This is a genomic window from Halomonas hibernica (assembly GCF_013183775.1).
GTDB classification, from domain to species: Bacteria; Pseudomonadota; Gammaproteobacteria; order Pseudomonadales; family Halomonadaceae; genus Vreelandella; species Vreelandella citrativorans.
In genome coordinates, this window is sequence record NZ_VIFN01000001.1 from 340,596 (window position 1) to 357,844 (window position 17,249).

The window sequence follows — 17,249 nt, forward strand, 5'->3', positions numbered from 1 at the left end:
ATGACCATGGATATTCAGGTAGCGGAAGGCGACGTCGAACGCCTCTCCTTGCGCGACTATACCGAAAAAGCGTACCTCGACTACTCGATGTACGTCATCTTGGACCGTGCGCTGCCCAACATTGGCGACGGCATGAAGCCCGTGCAGCGGCGGATTATTTACGCCATGCGCGAATTGGCGCTACACGCCAATGCCAAGTACAAAAAATCAGCGCGTACCGTGGGCGACGTGCTGGGTAAATTCCACCCTCACGGCGACAGCGCCTGTTACGAAGCCATGGTGCTGATGGCCCAGCCGTTCAGCTATCGCTACCCGCTGGTGGATGGCCAAGGCAACTGGGGTAGTCCGGATGACCCCAAATCGTTTGCCGCCATGCGCTACACCGAGGCCAAGCTCTCCAAGTTTGCCGAAGTGCTGCTGGGCGAACTGGGCCAGGGCACGGTCGACTGGGCACCCAACTTTGACGGCACCATGCAGGAGCCTCTTGTGCTGCCTGCCAAGTTGCCTCATGTGCTGCTCAATGGCGGTACCGGAATTGCCGTGGGCATGGCCACCGACATTCCGCCCCATAATGTTAGCGAAGTGGTCGAGGCTACCTGCCATCTGTTGCGTAACCCTGAGGCGACCACAACTGACGTGATGGCGTTTGTACCTGCGCCTGATTTTCCAACGGATGCGGAAATCATCACGCCCCAAGCCGACTTGCGTAAGCTTTATGAGACAGGCCGAGGTTCGGTAAAACTGCGTGCGCGCTATACCCGCGAAGACGCCAATATCGTGATTACCGCCGTGCCGTACCAGGTCAGCGGTGCCAAGGTACTTGAGCAGATTGCCGCACAGATGCAGGCGAAAAAGCTCCCCATGGTGGCCGATCTTCGTGATGAATCAACTCATGAAGAACCCACGCGCCTAGTGATTGAACCGCGCTCCAGCCGCGTGGATGTCGAGTCGCTCATGGCTCACCTGTTTGCCACCACGGACCTGGAAAAGAACGTGCGGGTAAATATGAACGTGATCGGCCTGGACGGCCGCCCGCGGGTCATGCCCCTAACGGATATGCTGGGCGAGTGGCTACGCTTTCGCCGGACCACGGTGCGCCGCCGGTTGGAGCACCGATTGGGCAAGGTTGAAGACCGCCTGCACATTTTGGAAGGCTTGCTGACAGCCTATCTGGATCTTGACGAAGTGATCCGGATTATTCGTGAGGAAGATGACCCGAAAGCCTCGCTAATCGCCACTTTTAGTCTCTCGGAACGCCAAGCGGAAGCGATTCTCGAACTGCGCCTGCGTCACCTTGCCAAGCTCGAAGAGATGAAAATTCGCGGCGAGCAGGACGAGCTGGAAAAAGAGCGTAAGTACCTTACGGGCTTGCTGGGAAGTGAAGCAAAACTAACCACGCTGATCGAAAAAGAGATTCGTGCGGCGGGCAAAGAGCACGGCGACGAGCGCCGCTCACCGTTGATAGAGCGCAGTGAAGCCAAGGCACTTTCAGAAGTTGAGCTGCTGGGGGCTGATCCGGTCACCGTAGTGCTGTCTGATAAAGGCTGGATTCGCGCTGCCAAAGGGCACGATATTGATCCGGAAGGACTGTCCTATAAAGCCGGTGATAGCTTTCATCTGGCCGCTCGGGGCAAGACTAATCAGCCGCTGGTGCTGCTGGACGACACGGGACGCGCTTACACCCTGGCCGCCCATAACTTGCCCAGCGCACGGGGCCAGGGTGAACCGGTGACCGGCCGTGCTAATGTCTCGGCAGGGGCACAAATGGCCGGGTTAATGCTTGCCCCACCCGAACGGCGCTTTGTATTGGCAAGCGACGGTGGTTATGGATTTATGGCCCGCTTGGACGCGCTTACCGGTAAAAATAAAGCTGGCAAAGCGGTACTCAGCGTACCCAAAGGCTGTAGCGTGATGGCGCCCATCGAAGTGCCTGACGGTGAAGAGCTGTGGGTGGCGTCGGTGTCTAGCGAAGGCCGATTACTGCTGTTCCCGCTTGAGCAGTTGCCTGAAATGACCAAAGGTAAAGGCAATAAAATGCTCGATATTCCCGGCCCGAGAGCCGCCCGACGTGAGGAGTTTGTACGTGACGTTACTGTTCTCTCGGCAAGCGACGCACTGCTGGTTCACGCCGGTAAGCGCAAGCTGACCTTGAAAGCGGATGATTTAGCGTATTATCGCGGCGAAAGAGGGCGACGAGGCAGCAAGTTGCCGCGCGGCTTCCAAAAAGTTGATCGGTTAGAGGCGGGAGAGTAACTCATGACAAAACGTTGTTTAATTCGTGCAACCGGTATGGCGCGTTCTGGTCAGCTAGAGGGATTTGGGAAAGCGTTGGCCTGCACGAATGCCCAGCTTTTGGATATTAATCAAAGCGTGACGTTTGGCATGCTCTCTCTGGAAGCCCTTGTGGGGCTTGAACGCGATAATGCCTTGGAGGCGATGCTCAGCGAGGCGGGCGATGCGCTAGGGTTGGATGTGCAGGTGATTACGGTTAACGCCGACGATTATCGGCGCTGGAGCAACGAAGCAAGTCAGCCTCGGCTTATTTTGACGCTGCTGGCGCCGCATTTGCCGGCAGGCATATTGGCTGAAGTTGGCATTTTAACGGCAAAATTTGGGTTAACGGTCGAGCTGATTCATCGGCTTTCTGGGCGTGAATCGCTGGATGGTAGCGCGCCTTCCGGCGGTGCCTGCGTTGAGTGCTGGTTACGTGGCGACGAGGCGAATATCGAAGCGCTGCGCGAAAAGGCGTTGGCACTTGGAGGCGAACATGGCGTGGATATCGCCATCCAGGAAGACTCAATCTGGCGGCGCCATCGCCGCCTTGTGTGCTTCGATATGGATTCCACGCTGATCAAAGCTGAAGTGATTGATGAGCTGGCCCGGCACCACGGGGTGGGTGATGAGGTTGCCGAGGTGACTGAACGGGCCATGCGTGGCGAGCTGGATTTTCAGGAGAGCTTTCGCGAACGCATGAGCAAGCTGAAAGGCCTGGATGAGTCGGTGCTGATCAAGATTGCCGAAGAGCTGCCGTTAATGGATGGCGTAGAGCGTTTGATGGCTAATTTAAAGCGCTTCGGTTACCGCACTGTGATTCTATCCGGGGGCTTTACCTATTTTGCCCGCCATTTACAGGAAAAACTCGGCTTTGATGAGATTCATGCTAATGAGCTGGTGATCGAGAACGGTAAAGTCACTGGTGAAGTGACGTTGCCGATTGTTGATGCTGAGCGCAAGGCAGAGCTTTTGGAGCAGATTGCGCTGCGCGAAGGCTTTACGTTGGAGCAGACCATTGCTGTAGGCGATGGTGCCAATGACCTGAAAATGCTGGCTAAAGCGGGATTGGGTATCGCGTTTCGAGCCAAGCCGTTAGTGCGCGCTCAAGCGCGTCAGGCGATCTCGACACTGGGCATTGATGCCGTGCTGTATCTGATTGGTTATCGCCAAACGGATCTAATGGATTAAGTGTTTTTCGGCCAGCTATTGAGTCGGTACGTAACGTACCGACTCAATAGTACACGCTCTATAAACCCGACAACTACTGGGTGGTAGATAGTGCGATGCCCTGATATTCGTGGCTCAGGTGCTCAAGCCTTTCTACCTCGCTCTTGCTAAGTTCAGGCGAATCCCATAACGGGTTGCCTTGGGCATCTTGAAGGCCTTCGACGGTTACCGTGAGCGATACATCGCTGGGTATTTGTGTGTTTCCCCACGCGCTAAACCGATTAGGTGCCAAGCGCCACATGGCTGTTTCACCTGACTCAAGACCGCCCGCAATCACATAGTAAAACGTTTCATCAATCCAGGGCGCGGACCGGTCAGCGCTGGTCACAACACCTCTTAAAAATACTTGCGAGACGGCCTGCTCCGTATGATTGGTCACCTCAATATCCAGCGCCGGTTCTGGCGTGCCGTATGGGCTTTGGCTTATATAATAGCGTGCGTTATCAATGCTAAAGCGCTCCCGTTGCTCACGGTCTTTAGCTGCCCGCGCTTGCTTTTCAGTCAACCGGGAAAGGGTAGAGAGCGCCTGCTGACGCTCTCTGGCTCGCCTCTCACGTAGAATATCGTCGGCGCGTTTAATTACCTGGTCGCCTGTTAGACCATGCATGCGAACGTTGGCCGATTCAGCGATCTCGGCTGCATTCATTCGTTTAGGGCTAAGTAAGGCCATGCTGCCAAAGTTTGGCATCGCCATGATAGCGAGCGCTTTATCAAACTCATCACGCTTATAAGCAGGCATCGCCTCACGTACATTCTCAATTGAGACAACCGCCGCTGGCATGGAGCTGGTATCTATTTTGGGGTCTGAGCAACCGGCTAACACACATAGCGATAGCGTAATGGCAGACAGCCGTAGGAGGCTCCACATACATTCACCTCATTATGGTCAAAAACGCTGTGGAGCTTACCGGAAAGCGCTAACGACCACTACTATCTCTGTCATTGTTAAGCACTTTATTTATCGGTTGTGGGCTGTGAAAATTTAGGAAGCCGTGGCTGTGTAGAGACTGTTTTTCTCACTACAGGGCCATGGCCGGACGGCTAACCGTGGCCTTTGTCGGGATGGGGGACGGGTTTATCACCGACTTCCTCTGAGCGAAGCTCTATCGGTTTGCCCTGCGTTTTTTGGGCATACCTCAAACGCAAGTGCAGGCCGGTTTTGGCAAGCAAATGGGCGCTGACAGGGGCGGTAATAAACAGAAATAGCGTGATGAGCAGCTCCTGAATATCAATGTGACCATCGACGCTCCAAAAATAACCCATTGAGGCAATCAGCATGCAGCCAATACCCAGCGTAGTGGCCTTGGTCGGGCCATGCAGGCGCATATAAAAATCGCGTAGGTGAGCCATCCCCAGTGAGCCGATAAATACGAACACGCCGCCGGTGATAAGCATTAAGGAGATAAGTGCTTCTACAAGGAGCGACATGGAGACACCTCCGGGTGGTGCGAGACAGAAAATGCGTTCATTCGATAATGTCTCCGCGCAGAATGTATTTGCACACGGCCACGGTGCTGATAAAGCCCAGCATGGCAATCAGCAGCGCCGACTCGAAATAGGTTTTGCTGTTAAGCCATAGCCCCAGCAGAACAATCAGTGCGATGGAGTTAACGTACATGGTATCCAGCGCCAGTACGCGGTCCGGGAGGTCTGGCCCCACGGTAAGCCTAAAGAGGTTCATTAGCAGCGCCATGACGACAAGCGCCAGGGTAATGTACAAAGCAATGCTTAGCATTCGTAAATCTCCTTGAGAGGGCGCTCATACCGCTCGCGGATCTGCCTGATCAGCTCCTCTTCATCATCAACATCCAGCGCATGGATTAATAGCGATTGACCGTCGAGGCGCAGGTTGGCTGATACCGTGCCAGGCGTCAGGCTAATGGTGCTGGCCAACAGCGTAATGGTGAAGCGCTCCTCCAGCATTAGAGGGTATTCAATAAAATGTGGCGTTAGCCTGCGCCAAGGGTTGGCCACTAGATAAGCCACCTCAAAATTGGCGACGACGATATCCTTTAAAACCCTCAAGATAAACCGCAGCAGCACCCAGGGCTTTTTGATGCGTAGAGTCGTGTCCCAGAACCGATAGGTCACCAGTGGGATGATAATGGCCAGTATGCCGCCCAGTACGATTTGCCCGGGAGCGTAACTGCGTGCAAGCAGCAGCCAGACGCCTAGTAATAATAGCGATAAAACTGGCGTCGGCAGCCAAGAGCGCGGGGTAATCATGGGGCATCTCCTGCATCAAGTAGCAGCGTGTCGATCAAGACTTGTGGCTGTGATAGCTGCTCGGCCGTTGCTTGGGTGTAGCTGCTGATGGGCCCTGCAAACAGGGTCATTAAGGGGGCCGCGCTTAGCAGCCAGATGACGGCAAACCATTGGCGGCGTGGCAACACATTGCCGCCTAAACTGCCGCGATAGCTACGCCAGAAGATCGTGGAACCTGCGCGTGACAGAGCAATCAAGGCTGCCAAGCTCACCAGCAGTAGAGTAGGCCATAGCCATAATCGCTGAGCACCTTCAGCGGCGTTGAGCACCAGTGCTTTCCCCAAGGCGCCGGAAAGTGGCGGAACGCCCACAACGGCGACAGCACCTACAAGAAACAGTAGCCCTAACGCCTTGCCTTGGGTCATGGGGCGGCTTTTCACCAGCCGAGTCCCTGCCTTGCCGCGCTGTAATCCGATCATTTCAGCCAGCAGGAATAAACCACCCGTAATCAAGGTGGTATGAATCAAATAGTAAAGAAGCGCTGAAGTCGCTTGCTCTGTTCGCATGCCCACACCGACCAAAAGCGTGCCCACCGACAGCAACACCAAGTAAGCGACCAGTAGTTTTAGATCTCGGGCAGCCATAATGCCTACCCCAGCGGCAACGAGCGTTGCCAAGCCGAGCCACCATACCCATGGCTGCTCCAGTGCGGTCAGTGCGCCCGCGCTTTCGCCAAAAATCAGCAGATAAACGCGCAGGATGGCGTAGATACCGACCTTGGTCATAATGGCAAAGAGAGCTGCCACCGGGGCGGGCGCCGCTGAATAAGCGCGCGGTAGCCAGAAATAGAGCGGCAAAATGGCGGCTTTCAAGCCAAATACCACCAACAACATTAATGCGCCAGCGGTCACCAGGCCTTGGCGTTCAGCAGGCAGTTCGGCTACGCGCAGCGCCATATCCGCCATGTTAAGCGTTCCCGTAGCACCATAAAGCGTACCTACCGCTATCAGAAACAGTGAAGAACCTGCCAGGTTGAGTACCACGTAATGCACGCTCGCCTGGATGCGTGCTTTGCCGCCACCGTGTAGCAGCAGCGCGTAAGAGGCGAGAAGCAGCACTTCAAAAAAGACGAACAGATTGAACAAGTCGCCGGTTAGAAACGCGCCATTGATGCCCAGGAGTTGCCACTGAAAAAGGCCGTGAAAATTGCTGCCTTTTTCATCATCCCCTGCACAGGCAAATATCACGGCACCCACTGCAAGCAGGGCTGTGATCAACAGCATCAAGGCAGATAGACGGTCGAGCACCAGTACGATGCCGAAAGGCGCTTGCCAGTTGCCCAATGCGTAGTAAAGAATCTCGCCACGCATGGCTTGGCTAATCAGGCCTATCGCCACGGCCAGTAATAGAGCGGTGGCCACAACGCTCACGATACGTTTGTAGCGAACCAGTCCCTGGCGCTGGTAGAGCAGCATAATGCCGGCGATCAGCGGCAGGACGATAGGAAAAACAATCAGGTGTTGCATCATTCGCGGTCTTCCTTTTTACCGTCTACATGATCGTTGCCCACTTCACTGCGGGCGCGCATCGCGAGAATCACGACGAAAGCGGTCATTGCGAAGCCAATAACGATGGCGGTAAGCACTAGCGCTTGAGGCAGCGGGTCGGCATAAACGCCTTCGCCATGAACAATGGCCGCACCGTCAGTGGTTAACCCACCCATCGAAAATAGAAACAGGTTCACGGCGTAAGAAAGCAGCGTTAGACCTACCACTACGGGAAAAGTACGCCCCCGAAGCGTTAAATAGAGACCACAGGTGCTCAGTACGCCGGTGGTGATTGCGTAAAGTAATTCCATCAGCTTTGCTCCTTGGCGGGTGGCGGCGTGACCTCATCGCCCTTGGGCTCATTAACCACTGGTCGGTGAGTCGTGGTGACCTTGCCCAGGTTGGCCAGGATCATCAGCGTGGCGCCGACGACGGCGAGATAAACGCCGAGATCAAACAGCAGAGCGGTGGCCAGCTCAAACTTACCGACTACCGGCAGGCTAAAGTAGCTGAAGGCAGAGGTCAGGAAGGGGTAGCCGAACAACCAGCTACCCAAGCCGGTTAGCGTCGCCACCGCAACCCCCGCAATGGCAACAGGCTGGAAGGGGAAGTCCAAACGCTGTTGTGTCCACTCCACGCCACGTGCCATATACAGAAGAATCAGCGCAACCGCGGTGATCAAGCCAGCGATAAAGCCGCCGCCGGGCTCATTGTGGCCGCGCAAGAAAATAAACGCCGATACCAGCAGCGCCAACGGCAATAGAGCTAGTGAAATAGAGGTCAGAATGGCCGGATAACGATCAGGGGACCAAACGCGGCCTTCTCCGTCGCTGTGCGGGATAAACAGGCGTAAACGGTTGAGCAATTTGAAAATCGCCAAGCCCGCCAAGGCCAACACCGTAATCTCGCCCAAGGTATCGAAGCCACGGAAATCGACCAGAATGACGTTGACCACATTATGGCCGCCGCCGCCAGGAACGCTATTGGTCATAAAGAAGTTAGAGATCGACAGCGTATCTCGCGTCATCACCGCATAGTTAATGCTGGCGATGACAAGTCCCAATGAACCCGCTAACAGCATGTCGCGCAGATTGCGCTTGGGGCTGGATTCGGGGGGCGTCTTTTGAGGCAGGAAAAAAAGCGCCAGCATCAGCAAAATCATCGTTACCACTTCCACCGAAAGCTGCGTCAGCGCTAGGTCTGGTGCAGAGAAGCGTGCAAACGTAAGGGCTACAAAAAGTCCCACCACCGACAGCATGAGTAGTGAAATTAGCCGGTAGCGGTGAGTGGCGGCGGTGGCGATACCGCCAAAAATCAACATGCCAGCGCCTAGCAGCAGCACGCCATCAATGGGTTGATTGCCTTTGGGGCCGGTAAGCTCGGTAATTTGCGATAAGCCGATAACGCCCATGATCAGCGTGGACAGCAAAAGCCAGCCCACAAAGCGCTGCAGCGAATGACCGTCCCAGGCGGCCACGAGGGCTTCTGCACGTTGCTCAAGGCTGATCATTGCGCGCTCAAACACACGGCTTGCATCGACGCTGGCAAACGATTGGGCGAAACGACGTAGATCAGCATGGCGCCAGTAAAGGACAACACCCACTACAAACGCCACCATACTCATGATGAGTGGCAGGTTCACGCCGTGCCAAATAGCCAGGTGGAAGTCCAGCGGTTCACCGAGCACCGCTTGCGTCGCCAGCTCAAGCAGGTTATTGACCATCAGCGTGGGGAATAAACCTACCAGCATGCAGAGCACTACCAGCAGTTCGACCGGAAAACGCATCAGGTGTGGTGGCTCATGAGGCGCCTTGGGCGACGCTTCCTTCGCGGGCGCATAGAACACCGCATACACCAGACGTACCGAGTAGGCAACGGAAAGAATGCCACCTATAGCGGCCAGCGCAGGGATTAGCCAACTTAACCCGCCCAGTACGGGCGTGGCTAATGTTTCAGTAAAGAACATCTCCTTGGAGAGAAACCCATTAAAGAAGGGCACACCTGCCATCGCCGCAGCGGCCAGTGTCGTCAGCAGGGCAGTAATGGGCATGGTTTTGCGCAGCGCGCCCAGCTGCTTAAGCTCACGTGTGCCGGTTTCATGGTCGATGATGCCTGCGCTCATGAAAAGCGCTGCTTTGAAAGTGGCGTGGTTAACGATATGAAACAGCGCCGCCAAAACGGCCATAGGCGTGCCGATGCCCAATAGCACTGTAATCAGGCCCAGGTGACTGATGGTAGAAAACGCCAAAATACCTTTTAGGTCCGTTTTGAACAGAGCAAACCAGGCGCCATATAGCAGCGTGATTGAACCGATAAGCGGTACCACCACGCTCCAAAGCTCGCTACCGGCAATCGCTGGATGCAGCCGGGCCATTAAAAAGATGCCCGCCTTAACCATGGTGGCCGAGTGCAGATAAGCAGAAACCGGGGTAGGCGCCGCCATGGCATGCGGCAACCAGAAATGAAACGGAAATTGCGCGGATTTGGTGAAAGCGCCTAATAAAATTAGTGCCAGCATGATGGGGTAGCGTGGGTCCGCCACAATGGTGGCACCACTGGCCAGCACATCACTCATATTGAAGCTGCCGGCCATATCGCCGAGCAGTAATAGCCCCGCTAATAGGGCAAGACCACCTGCACCTGTCACGGTTAGCGCCATACGTGCGCCTTTGCGCGCATCGTTACGATAAGACCAAAAACCGATCAATAGAAACGAGGAGAGACTTGTAAGCTCCCAGAACAACCATAAAAGAATCAGGTTGTCAGACATTGAGATACCGACCATAGAGGCCATGAACAGCATCAGAAAAGCGTAGAAACGCCCTACAGGTTCATCTTTGCCCAAATAGAAGTGGGCATACAGCAATATGAGCAGGCCAATTCCCAGAATCAGGAGATTGAAAAGCAAGGACAGGCCATCCAGACGAAAGGCAAGTTCCAAGCCAAGCTCAGGCATCCATTCAGCATGGAAGCGCAACGTTTCACCATCCAGCAAGGCAGGTATCTGAAGTAAGGTGAGTAGCAGGGCGGCAGCCGGTACCACGCTCGTCGCAAGCGAACACACAGAGCGGTCGCGTTGAGCGGTGATCAGTGGCACCAGTACCCCAAGCAACGGTAATAAGGCTATCCAAAGCAGTGTCATGGGCTCATCCAGCGCAATAAAATCTCAAAAAAAGCCGCAAAGTGAGGAGAATACACCTAGGGCCAAGGGTAAATTAAGCGAAACTGTAGAATATCACTTGTTTTGAAGATGTGCGGCTTTCGTATAATCGGTCCGCGTATTCAATGAACAAGAGAAAGTGATTGGGTGCTTGCCGTTGATGCACGCCCCAAACGGATGGCGGTTATTGCAGGTAGCATTTGCGTTGCCGCATGGGGAGGATGAATAATGCTTCTCATTTTTTAAACTATTTTTTGAATTTTCTATGCTTGCGAGAACTTTACAGCAATGAGCACTTCCTTTAGTACCTGGCAGGCACGCTTTGAAAAGCTGCGCAGTAATAAGTTTTTTGAGACGTTTGTGATTGCCATCATTGTGATATCGGCGCTGGTAATTGGCGCACGCACCTACGATGAGGTGAGCCGGTTTGAGCAGTGGCTCGGCGTGCTGGATACGGCGGTGACGGTGTTTTTTCTGGTCGAGATCCTTATTCGTATGGCGGCAGAGCCCAAGCTGCGGGATTTCTTCAAGAAAGGCTGGAACATCTTTGATTTCTTGATTGTTACCGCCAGTCTAATCCCCATGGATGAGTCAGAAATGGTGCTGTTGGCGCGCTTGCTGCGCATCTTCCGCGTGCTGCGTCTGGTATCAATGATACCTGAGCTTCAAATGCTGCTGTCGGCGCTGATCAAATCCATACCACGTATGGGATACGTGGCGCTTTTGATGTTTATTATTTTCTACATTTATGCCGCAATCGGCAGCTTTTTGTTCCACACCGTCGATGAGCAGCTATGGGGTAATATCGCGCTGGCCATGCTCACGCTTTTCCAAGTTGCAACATTCGAAAGCTGGGCCACTGCCGTGCTGTACCCGACGATGGAGCACTTTCCCTATGCCTGGATCTACTTCTTAACGTTCATATTCCTCAACGCCTTTATCTTTCTCAATATGATGATCGGCATTGTGCTGGACGTCATGCAAAAAGAGAGCGCCCAGATGGCGCTGGACAGTGGCGAAGGAGAAGAGGCAGAAATACAGGGATTACGTAGCGATGTTCGAGAACTGCGTGCTCAATTGGACCGCATGGAATCGGCATTGACAAAGCGTGATACGAACTCGCCTCAATAGAAGGCAGGCACGCACCATGCGGTAGCGGATACGGCTTCTTCGAAGATGGTAGGAATAGAGAAAGGGGCGGCCCGTGTTGCAAAACACGGGCCGCCCCTTTGGGTTATGGTGTTTACAAGGTACGGTTACTCCGGCAGGGCATAGACCACCAGTTGGTCGCCTACCTGATCTTTGACAATCGTATTGCCCCCGGCTACGAACGCCACATATTGTCGGCCCTCGTACTCGTAAACGGCAGGATTGGCGACTGCGGGCGCTTCCGCCTGGTCAGACCAAAGCTGTTCGCCGGTTTCAAGCGAGTAAGCGCGAAGCTTGGCGTCTATGGATGCGCCGATAAATACAAGCCCCCCAGCCGTGATAGCCGGGCCGCCAATGGTTGGTGAGCCCCAACGCTCAGGCATGAAAAAACCGTACTGCTGTGAAGCGCCTACCGGGCGGCGCCACTTCACATCGCCGGTGGTCATATCCAGCGCCACCAACTCGCCAAAGGGCGGCTCCCAACAGGGCATGCCAAGCCAGTTAAGCGCTACTTCCAAGCGCATGCCGTAGGGCGCGCCCTCTTGAGGAGAGTATCCGCTTTCATTACCTGAACCTCTGTCGGCTTCTTCAAAGTCGTCGCGATTAAATAGCTTCACGTATTGCACAATATGTGACGTATTGACGACGGCCGTTTGATTAACCGGGTCAAAGGCCACGCCGCCCCACTGCACGCCACCGGCACTGTCCGGGTAGGCAAGTGTTCCTTCGCCTTGGGTGGTAGGTGGGGTGTACATGCCTTCGTACCAAAGATCATCCCAAAGGGCGGAGCACTGGCCAAAGCTCACTGCATCGGCCAGCGCCCAGATGCTGGGTTTCTCAGACTGATCAAGCAGCGGGGCGGGTTTGGTGGGAAATGGCTGTGTGGGTGAGTAGACTTCGCCCTCTACTGTGCCATCACCGCTAGGTACCTCGCGCTCTTCAATCGGCCACACGTCTTCGCCGGTTTCACGGTTAACCACGAAGAGAAAACCCATTTTGGTGGCCTGCATTAACGCCGGTATCTCTTCACCATCGACGGTAATATCCATCAGGGTAGGTGCGGCGTTAATGTCGTAGTCCCATAGGTCGTGATGTACCCACTGGCGTGACCATACGACCTCTCCGGTTTCAATATCCAGTGCGGTCGTGGACGTGGCCAGCGGCACTTCCTCGGTACGATTACCGCCCCAAAAGTTGGGCGAGGGCGAAGAGATGGGTAAGTATACAAGCCCAAGTTCTTCATCGGCTGCCATGTGAGTCCAAACATTGGCGGTACCGCTGCGTTCACGCATCTCTTCGGATAGCGCTTCAAAGGCCCACTCAAGCTCGCCTGTGCGCGCATTGACCGAGAAAACGGTACCCGAAGGGGCTTCACTGGTTGCCCAGTCTTTACCCGCCCAGCCCAGGATAAGCCGGTCACCCACGACAGTGGGGGGTTGCAAGAGCGATAACGGCCAATCTTCGGGAATATTATTCCACTGGTTAACGTTCAAAACGCCATTATCAGCAAAGTCTTCACAGGGTTCACCGCTATCGGCATCGAGTGCGAAAAGCTGAGCATCCATGGTGCCGAAGTAGATGATTTTATCGCAGGCATTGTCAGAAGGCTCGTCCGCTTCCCAGTAGGCTACCCCGCGGCTTTTAAGCGCTGGCTGGGTCAAGGCTTCAAGAGAGGATTCGGTGTCAAACATCCAGCGCTGTTCGCCAGTGGCGGGGTCCAGGGCAAATACCCGGTAAAACGGCGTGCCTATATAGAGCGTATCGTTGGCAAATACTGGGGTTGCTGACCAAACCGTGGGAGGAAGATCGCCAGAGCCATCGGAGACATCGCCGGTATGAAACTCCCACGCTTTTTCTAAATGACCTACGTTGTCTACGTTGATCTGATCCAGTGGGCTATATTTTTGCGCATTAAGCTGCCCGTGAAAGCTATCCCAAATGGCGCCTTCGGGGACTAGCGGAATTGCCTGGCGGCTATTTGTCTCGTTTAAAGGTTCGCTTTGCTCGGAAGGCAGCGCTTGCGCCAATAGCGGTAACGGTGTGAACAGTAGCGCTAAAAGTAGGTTGCCAGTGAAACGAGAGGATGAACGCCCACATTGGCGTTGGGTGTTTACATAATGAGCAGGCATAGAGCGCCTCAGGTCCGAGTGGGTTTAGAGGGGGAGCTTGCTATATCAACCATCAGTCCGATCAGGCCTATGACCATGGCGACGCCCAGCCACCACTGGTGTAAAAGCATAGCGGCGAAAAATGTCCCAGCCAGCCCAATAATAATAAGCGTACGAAGCGCGATGAGCCCGCCACTGGCGTTAAGTTTGAAGAGCACCAGTGCCGCGGCAATGAGCACAACGCAGGCCAGAGTAGCCACCAATGCGCCAAGCGTGCCGGTTACGCCGGTCAACGGTGTTATATAAGCGTAAGTAGAAATCACAACACCCGCTAGAGCGGCTAAAAGCAGCACCCCTGCGCCCGTACGGCGTCTTTGTAATCGCGACATTGCGTTATCACTCCTGTGATGAATAGATGGCCCCAATGTTTACCTAATTGTTCGTTTAAGCGTAGCAGACGCCGGTAATTGAGGTGGCGCTGACAGAGGTTTATGTACGAGGCGGCTGCGAGGAGACGAGAGAGGGCGCATCTGGTTAACGATGCTGGTAGGGGCTAGGCGTTGAGCTTTAGCCCCGGTTTATGACTGAAAATACCGCTTTAGCGGTTTTGGCATGCACAACCTCTTGGGCTGTCCAAAGCGCCGAGGCGGCAAGCATTTCCTGAATGGTGTAACGTTTATATGCCAAGCCCCGTATCGGGCTGCTCGCTTGGCTATTGATACCCCTCACAGTGGCGTTTTACTCGCCTCCCCAGGTACTTCGCGCACTAGTCGGGGCATCAGAAAGCCGGGGAGGTGCTCACGTAGTTGGGTGATGAGTACACGTGCTTCATCATCCGGTACATCAAAATGAGCGGCGCCCTGCACCGGGTCTAATACATGCAGGTAGTAGGGCAGGATGCCTGCCTCAAAAAGCCGCTCTGAAAGGACGGTGAGTGTGCCTACCTCGTCGTTAACGCCGCGCAGCAGTACGCTTTGATTAAGCAGTGTGGCACCGGCTTCTTTTAATCGGGTGCAGGCCTCAACGACAGCTTGATCTATCTCGTTGGCATGATTGATATGCAGTACCACGACTTTTTGCAGCCGGGTATTGCCCAGCCAGGCAAGTAGCGCCTTATCGATACGATCAGGAATCACAACGGGTAAGCGTGTGTGAATGCGCAGCCGCTTAAGATGAGGGATTTTTTCCAGCTCGCCGACTAGCCAGGCTAGCTGACGGTCGTTGGCGGCCAGCGGGTCGCCGCCGGAAAGAATGGCTTCATGAATGGTGGGGCTGCTACGTAGATAATCCAGAGCATCTTGCCACTGGGCGCGGGAAGGTGAATTATCGCTGTAGGGAAAGTGGCGACGAAAACAGTAGCGGCAGTTAATTGCGCAGTTTGGGCTTGCGATTAATAGCACCCGGCCGGCGTATTTGTGAATCAACCCTTTGGCAGGGCGATGATCAGCCTCCTCAAGAGGGTCAAGCACGTAACCACTCGGTGTGAGCGCTTCGTCGCTGACGGGCAGTACTTGGCGCAGCAGCGGGTCGGACGTATCGCCGTAAGTAATGCGTGACAAATAGGCCTCGGGCACGCAGGTTTCAAACAGCGTATGCCCGGTATGTGCGCCAGAGAGCCATTCGCTCTTTAGTCCAAGCCGCTTGCAAAGCTCTTGTGGGTCACGAATGGCGCTGGAAAGCTGCTGTTGCCACGTGGGGTTTGAGGCTTCGTTGAATCGCTCGTGATTATCCGAGGCAACGATCATAATGTTCTCCTGCAAAAAAGCCCTCCTTCGGGTTATCATGCGCGCACTTATTTGACGATGCTATCCACGCTGCGGCGACGTAGGCTGTCTTGCATCGCTCACTGTAATAGCTAACTGAAATAGATCACAGAGAGGCAACATGGCTAACTATTCTACCAATGAATTCAAAGGCGGTTTAAAAGTAATGCTCGACGGTGATCCTTGCTCGATCGTTGAGAACGAATTGGTCAAGCCCGGCAAGGGTCAGGCGTTTAACCGCGTTAAGCTGCGTAACCTGATGACCGGCCGTGTAGGCGAGCGTACCTTTAAATCGGGTGATTCACTGGAAGGTGCAGATGTCATGGACCTGGAGATGGAGTACCTCTACACCGACGGTGACATGTGGCACTTTATGAAAACGGACGGCTCTTTTGAGCAGTACGCCGTAGAGAAAAAAGCGCTGGGCGATACTGTCAAATGGCTCAAAGAGCAGGTGCCTTATACGCTGACACTGTGGAACGACAAGGCAATTTCGGTGACGCCGCCCAACTTCATTGAGCTTGAAGTGGTCGAGACTGACCCAGGCCTGAAGGGCGATACGGCGCAGGGCGGCTCTAAACCCGCAACGCTCTCTTCAGGTGCTGTTGTTCGTGTACCTCTGTTTATCAACCAGGGCGAAGTGCTCAAAATCGATACGCGCTCCGGCGAGTACGTTTCTCGCGCTTGATAAGTACGTTTTTAAGCTAAGTGTTAAGTGAGTAGTTAAGTGCTTAGCCAAGTGGATAAAGCGGTAGGCTTTATTACGCACTTGGCGGCATTTGTACTACCTTAGAGCCACGCATTTGCGTGGCTTTATTTTATTCAAGGAGCGGTGATGGCCGTTGATTGGCGACCAAATGCGCAAATTGAAACGCTGCGCGAGCGAGCACGCCTTCTTTCAAAAGTGCGAGCATTTTTTTCCCAACGTGACGTGCTGGAAGTTGAAACGCCGGTGCTTGGGCAGGGCGGAAGTACCGATGTGCACCTGGTGTCACTTGCGACTCAAGCGCGCACTGATAAAGGTCAGCGGCGGTTATGGCTGCAAACCTCACCTGAATTTCATATGAAGCGTTTAGTGGCCGCGGGCAGTGGGCCCATTTTTCAGCTGGCGCGAAGTTTTCGTGATGGCGAAGTAGGTTCGCGCCACAACATCGAATTCACGATGCTTGAATGGTACCGGCCAGGGTTGTCGCTTGGCGAACTGATCGACGAGACCGCCACGCTGGTGGCCACGCTGTTACCTGCTTTTGCCGGGCCGGTAGTGCACTATCGTTATCGCGAGCTTTTCCATACTTGCTTGGCTGTTGACCCCTTCACAACGTCACTTGATAAGCTACGCGCGCTGGCCGCTGAGCGAGGCCGGATGCCTACCGGGGCGTTGGTGGACGAAGGCCGGGATACCTGCCTCGACCTTTTGATGAGCATGGTGATTGAGCCCACGTTGGGCCAGAACGAATTAAGCGTGGTCACGGACTATCCCGCCAGCCAGGCAGCGCTTGCCCGCCGACACCAGGATGTGGATGGAGAGTGGGTTGCATCACGTTTTGAGCTTTACCTGAGCGGTATTGAGCTGGCCAATGGGTATCACGAGCTAACCGATGCCACGGAGCAGCGCACTCGCTTTAGCGACGATAACGCTGAACGGCGACGTCTGGGGCTACCCGTGGTCGATGTTGATGAGCGTTTGCTGGCAGCGCTTGAGCATGGCATGCCCGAGTGTGCGGGCGTAGCGCTGGGAATTGATCGTTTAATTCAATTGGCATTGGGTAAAGCACGCCTTGAAGACGTGCTCACCTTTTCGACGCCTAATTGCTAA

The 17,249-nt window shown here is 54.6% G+C and carries 15 protein-coding genes; 5 read left to right on the forward strand and 10 right to left on the reverse strand.

Translation table 11 applies throughout. From position 1 onward, the window contains the following. Both parC and serB read left to right on the forward strand, forming a co-directional pair. The gene (gene parC, locus FKN99_RS01590; RefSeq protein WP_172116259.1) at positions 1-2,253 is read left to right on the forward strand and encodes a DNA topoisomerase IV subunit A; all 2,253 of its coding nucleotides are present in this window, start codon (positions 1-3) and stop codon (positions 2,251-2,253) included. Between the two features lie 3 nt (positions 2,254-2,256). Beyond that, complete coding sequence (serB, locus tag FKN99_RS01595; RefSeq protein ID WP_172116260.1) at positions 2,257-3,462, forward strand: phosphoserine phosphatase SerB; 1,206 nt, start codon at positions 2,257-2,259, stop codon at positions 3,460-3,462. Between the two features lie 73 nt (positions 3,463-3,535). Here serB and FKN99_RS01600 read toward each other — a convergent pair whose 3' ends face one another. The 7 genes from FKN99_RS01600 to FKN99_RS01630 all read right to left on the reverse strand — a co-directional run bounded on the left by FKN99_RS01600 (position 3,536) and on the right by FKN99_RS01630 (position 10,395). Further along, positions 3,536-4,369 carry a DUF6694 family lipoprotein gene (locus tag FKN99_RS01600; RefSeq protein ID WP_319941216.1) on the reverse strand — a complete coding sequence of 278 codons (834 nt, stop codon included), beginning with the start codon at positions 4,367-4,369 and terminating at the stop codon, positions 3,536-3,538. Between the two features lie 173 nt (positions 4,370-4,542). Further along, entirely contained in the window at positions 4,543-4,929 is a 387-nt protein-coding gene (locus FKN99_RS01605; protein ID WP_172116261.1) for a Na+/H+ antiporter subunit G, read from the reverse strand. Positions 4,930-4,966: 37 nt separating this feature from the next. After that, a complete protein-coding gene (locus FKN99_RS01610; RefSeq protein WP_087109537.1) occupies positions 4,967-5,236 on the reverse strand; it encodes a K+/H+ antiporter subunit F in 270 nt (89 codons plus the stop codon). Then, entirely contained in the window at positions 5,230-5,727 is a 498-nt protein-coding gene (locus FKN99_RS01615; RefSeq protein WP_172116262.1) for a Na+/H+ antiporter subunit E, read from the reverse strand. Before FKN99_RS01615 ends, FKN99_RS01610 begins: the two co-directional genes overlap by 7 nt. Next, positions 5,724-7,235 carry a monovalent cation/H+ antiporter subunit D gene (locus FKN99_RS01620; protein WP_172116263.1) on the reverse strand — a complete coding sequence of 504 codons (1,512 nt, stop codon included), beginning with the start codon at positions 7,233-7,235 and terminating at the stop codon, positions 5,724-5,726. The genes FKN99_RS01615 and FKN99_RS01620 overlap by 4 nt, the downstream gene beginning before the upstream one ends. After that, entirely contained in the window at positions 7,232-7,564 is a 333-nt protein-coding gene (locus FKN99_RS01625) for a Na+/H+ antiporter subunit C (RefSeq protein WP_087109531.1), read from the reverse strand. Before FKN99_RS01625 ends, FKN99_RS01620 begins: the two co-directional genes overlap by 4 nt. Then, a complete protein-coding gene (locus tag FKN99_RS01630; protein ID WP_172116264.1) occupies positions 7,564-10,395 on the reverse strand; it encodes a monovalent cation/H+ antiporter subunit A in 2,832 nt (943 codons plus the stop codon). The genes FKN99_RS01625 and FKN99_RS01630 overlap by 1 nt, the downstream gene beginning before the upstream one ends. A gap of 306 nt (positions 10,396-10,701) precedes the next feature. Here FKN99_RS01630 and FKN99_RS01635 point away from each other — a divergent pair, with 306 nt between their 5' ends. After that, positions 10,702-11,544 (forward strand): ion transporter, encoded by an 843-nt coding sequence (locus FKN99_RS01635; RefSeq protein ID WP_172116265.1) that lies wholly within the window; start codon positions 10,702-10,704, stop codon positions 11,542-11,544. A gap of 125 nt (positions 11,545-11,669) precedes the next feature. Here FKN99_RS01635 and FKN99_RS01640 read toward each other — a convergent pair whose 3' ends face one another. From FKN99_RS01640 to epmB, 3 genes are all read right to left on the reverse strand, one after another. Further along, positions 11,670-13,691, reverse strand: a complete 2,022-nt coding sequence (locus FKN99_RS01640; RefSeq protein ID WP_172116266.1) for a pyrroloquinoline quinone-dependent dehydrogenase — start codon at positions 13,689-13,691, stop codon at positions 11,670-11,672. A gap of 8 nt (positions 13,692-13,699) precedes the next feature. Further along, positions 13,700-14,059 carry a hypothetical protein gene (locus FKN99_RS01645; RefSeq protein WP_172116267.1) on the reverse strand — a complete coding sequence of 120 codons (360 nt, stop codon included), beginning with the start codon at positions 14,057-14,059 and terminating at the stop codon, positions 13,700-13,702. A gap of 336 nt (positions 14,060-14,395) precedes the next feature. Further along, positions 14,396-15,415, reverse strand: a complete 1,020-nt coding sequence (gene epmB, locus FKN99_RS01650; protein WP_253926940.1) for an EF-P beta-lysylation protein EpmB — start codon at positions 15,413-15,415, stop codon at positions 14,396-14,398. Between the two features lie 139 nt (positions 15,416-15,554). Here epmB and efp point away from each other — a divergent pair, with 139 nt between their 5' ends. Then, the gene (gene efp, locus FKN99_RS01655; RefSeq protein ID WP_172116269.1) at positions 15,555-16,121 is read left to right on the forward strand and encodes an elongation factor P; all 567 of its coding nucleotides are present in this window, start codon (positions 15,555-15,557) and stop codon (positions 16,119-16,121) included. 147 nt (positions 16,122-16,268) lie between these two features. Beyond that, positions 16,269-17,249, forward strand: a complete 981-nt coding sequence (epmA, locus tag FKN99_RS01660) for an EF-P lysine aminoacylase EpmA (RefSeq protein ID WP_172116270.1) — start codon at positions 16,269-16,271, stop codon at positions 17,247-17,249.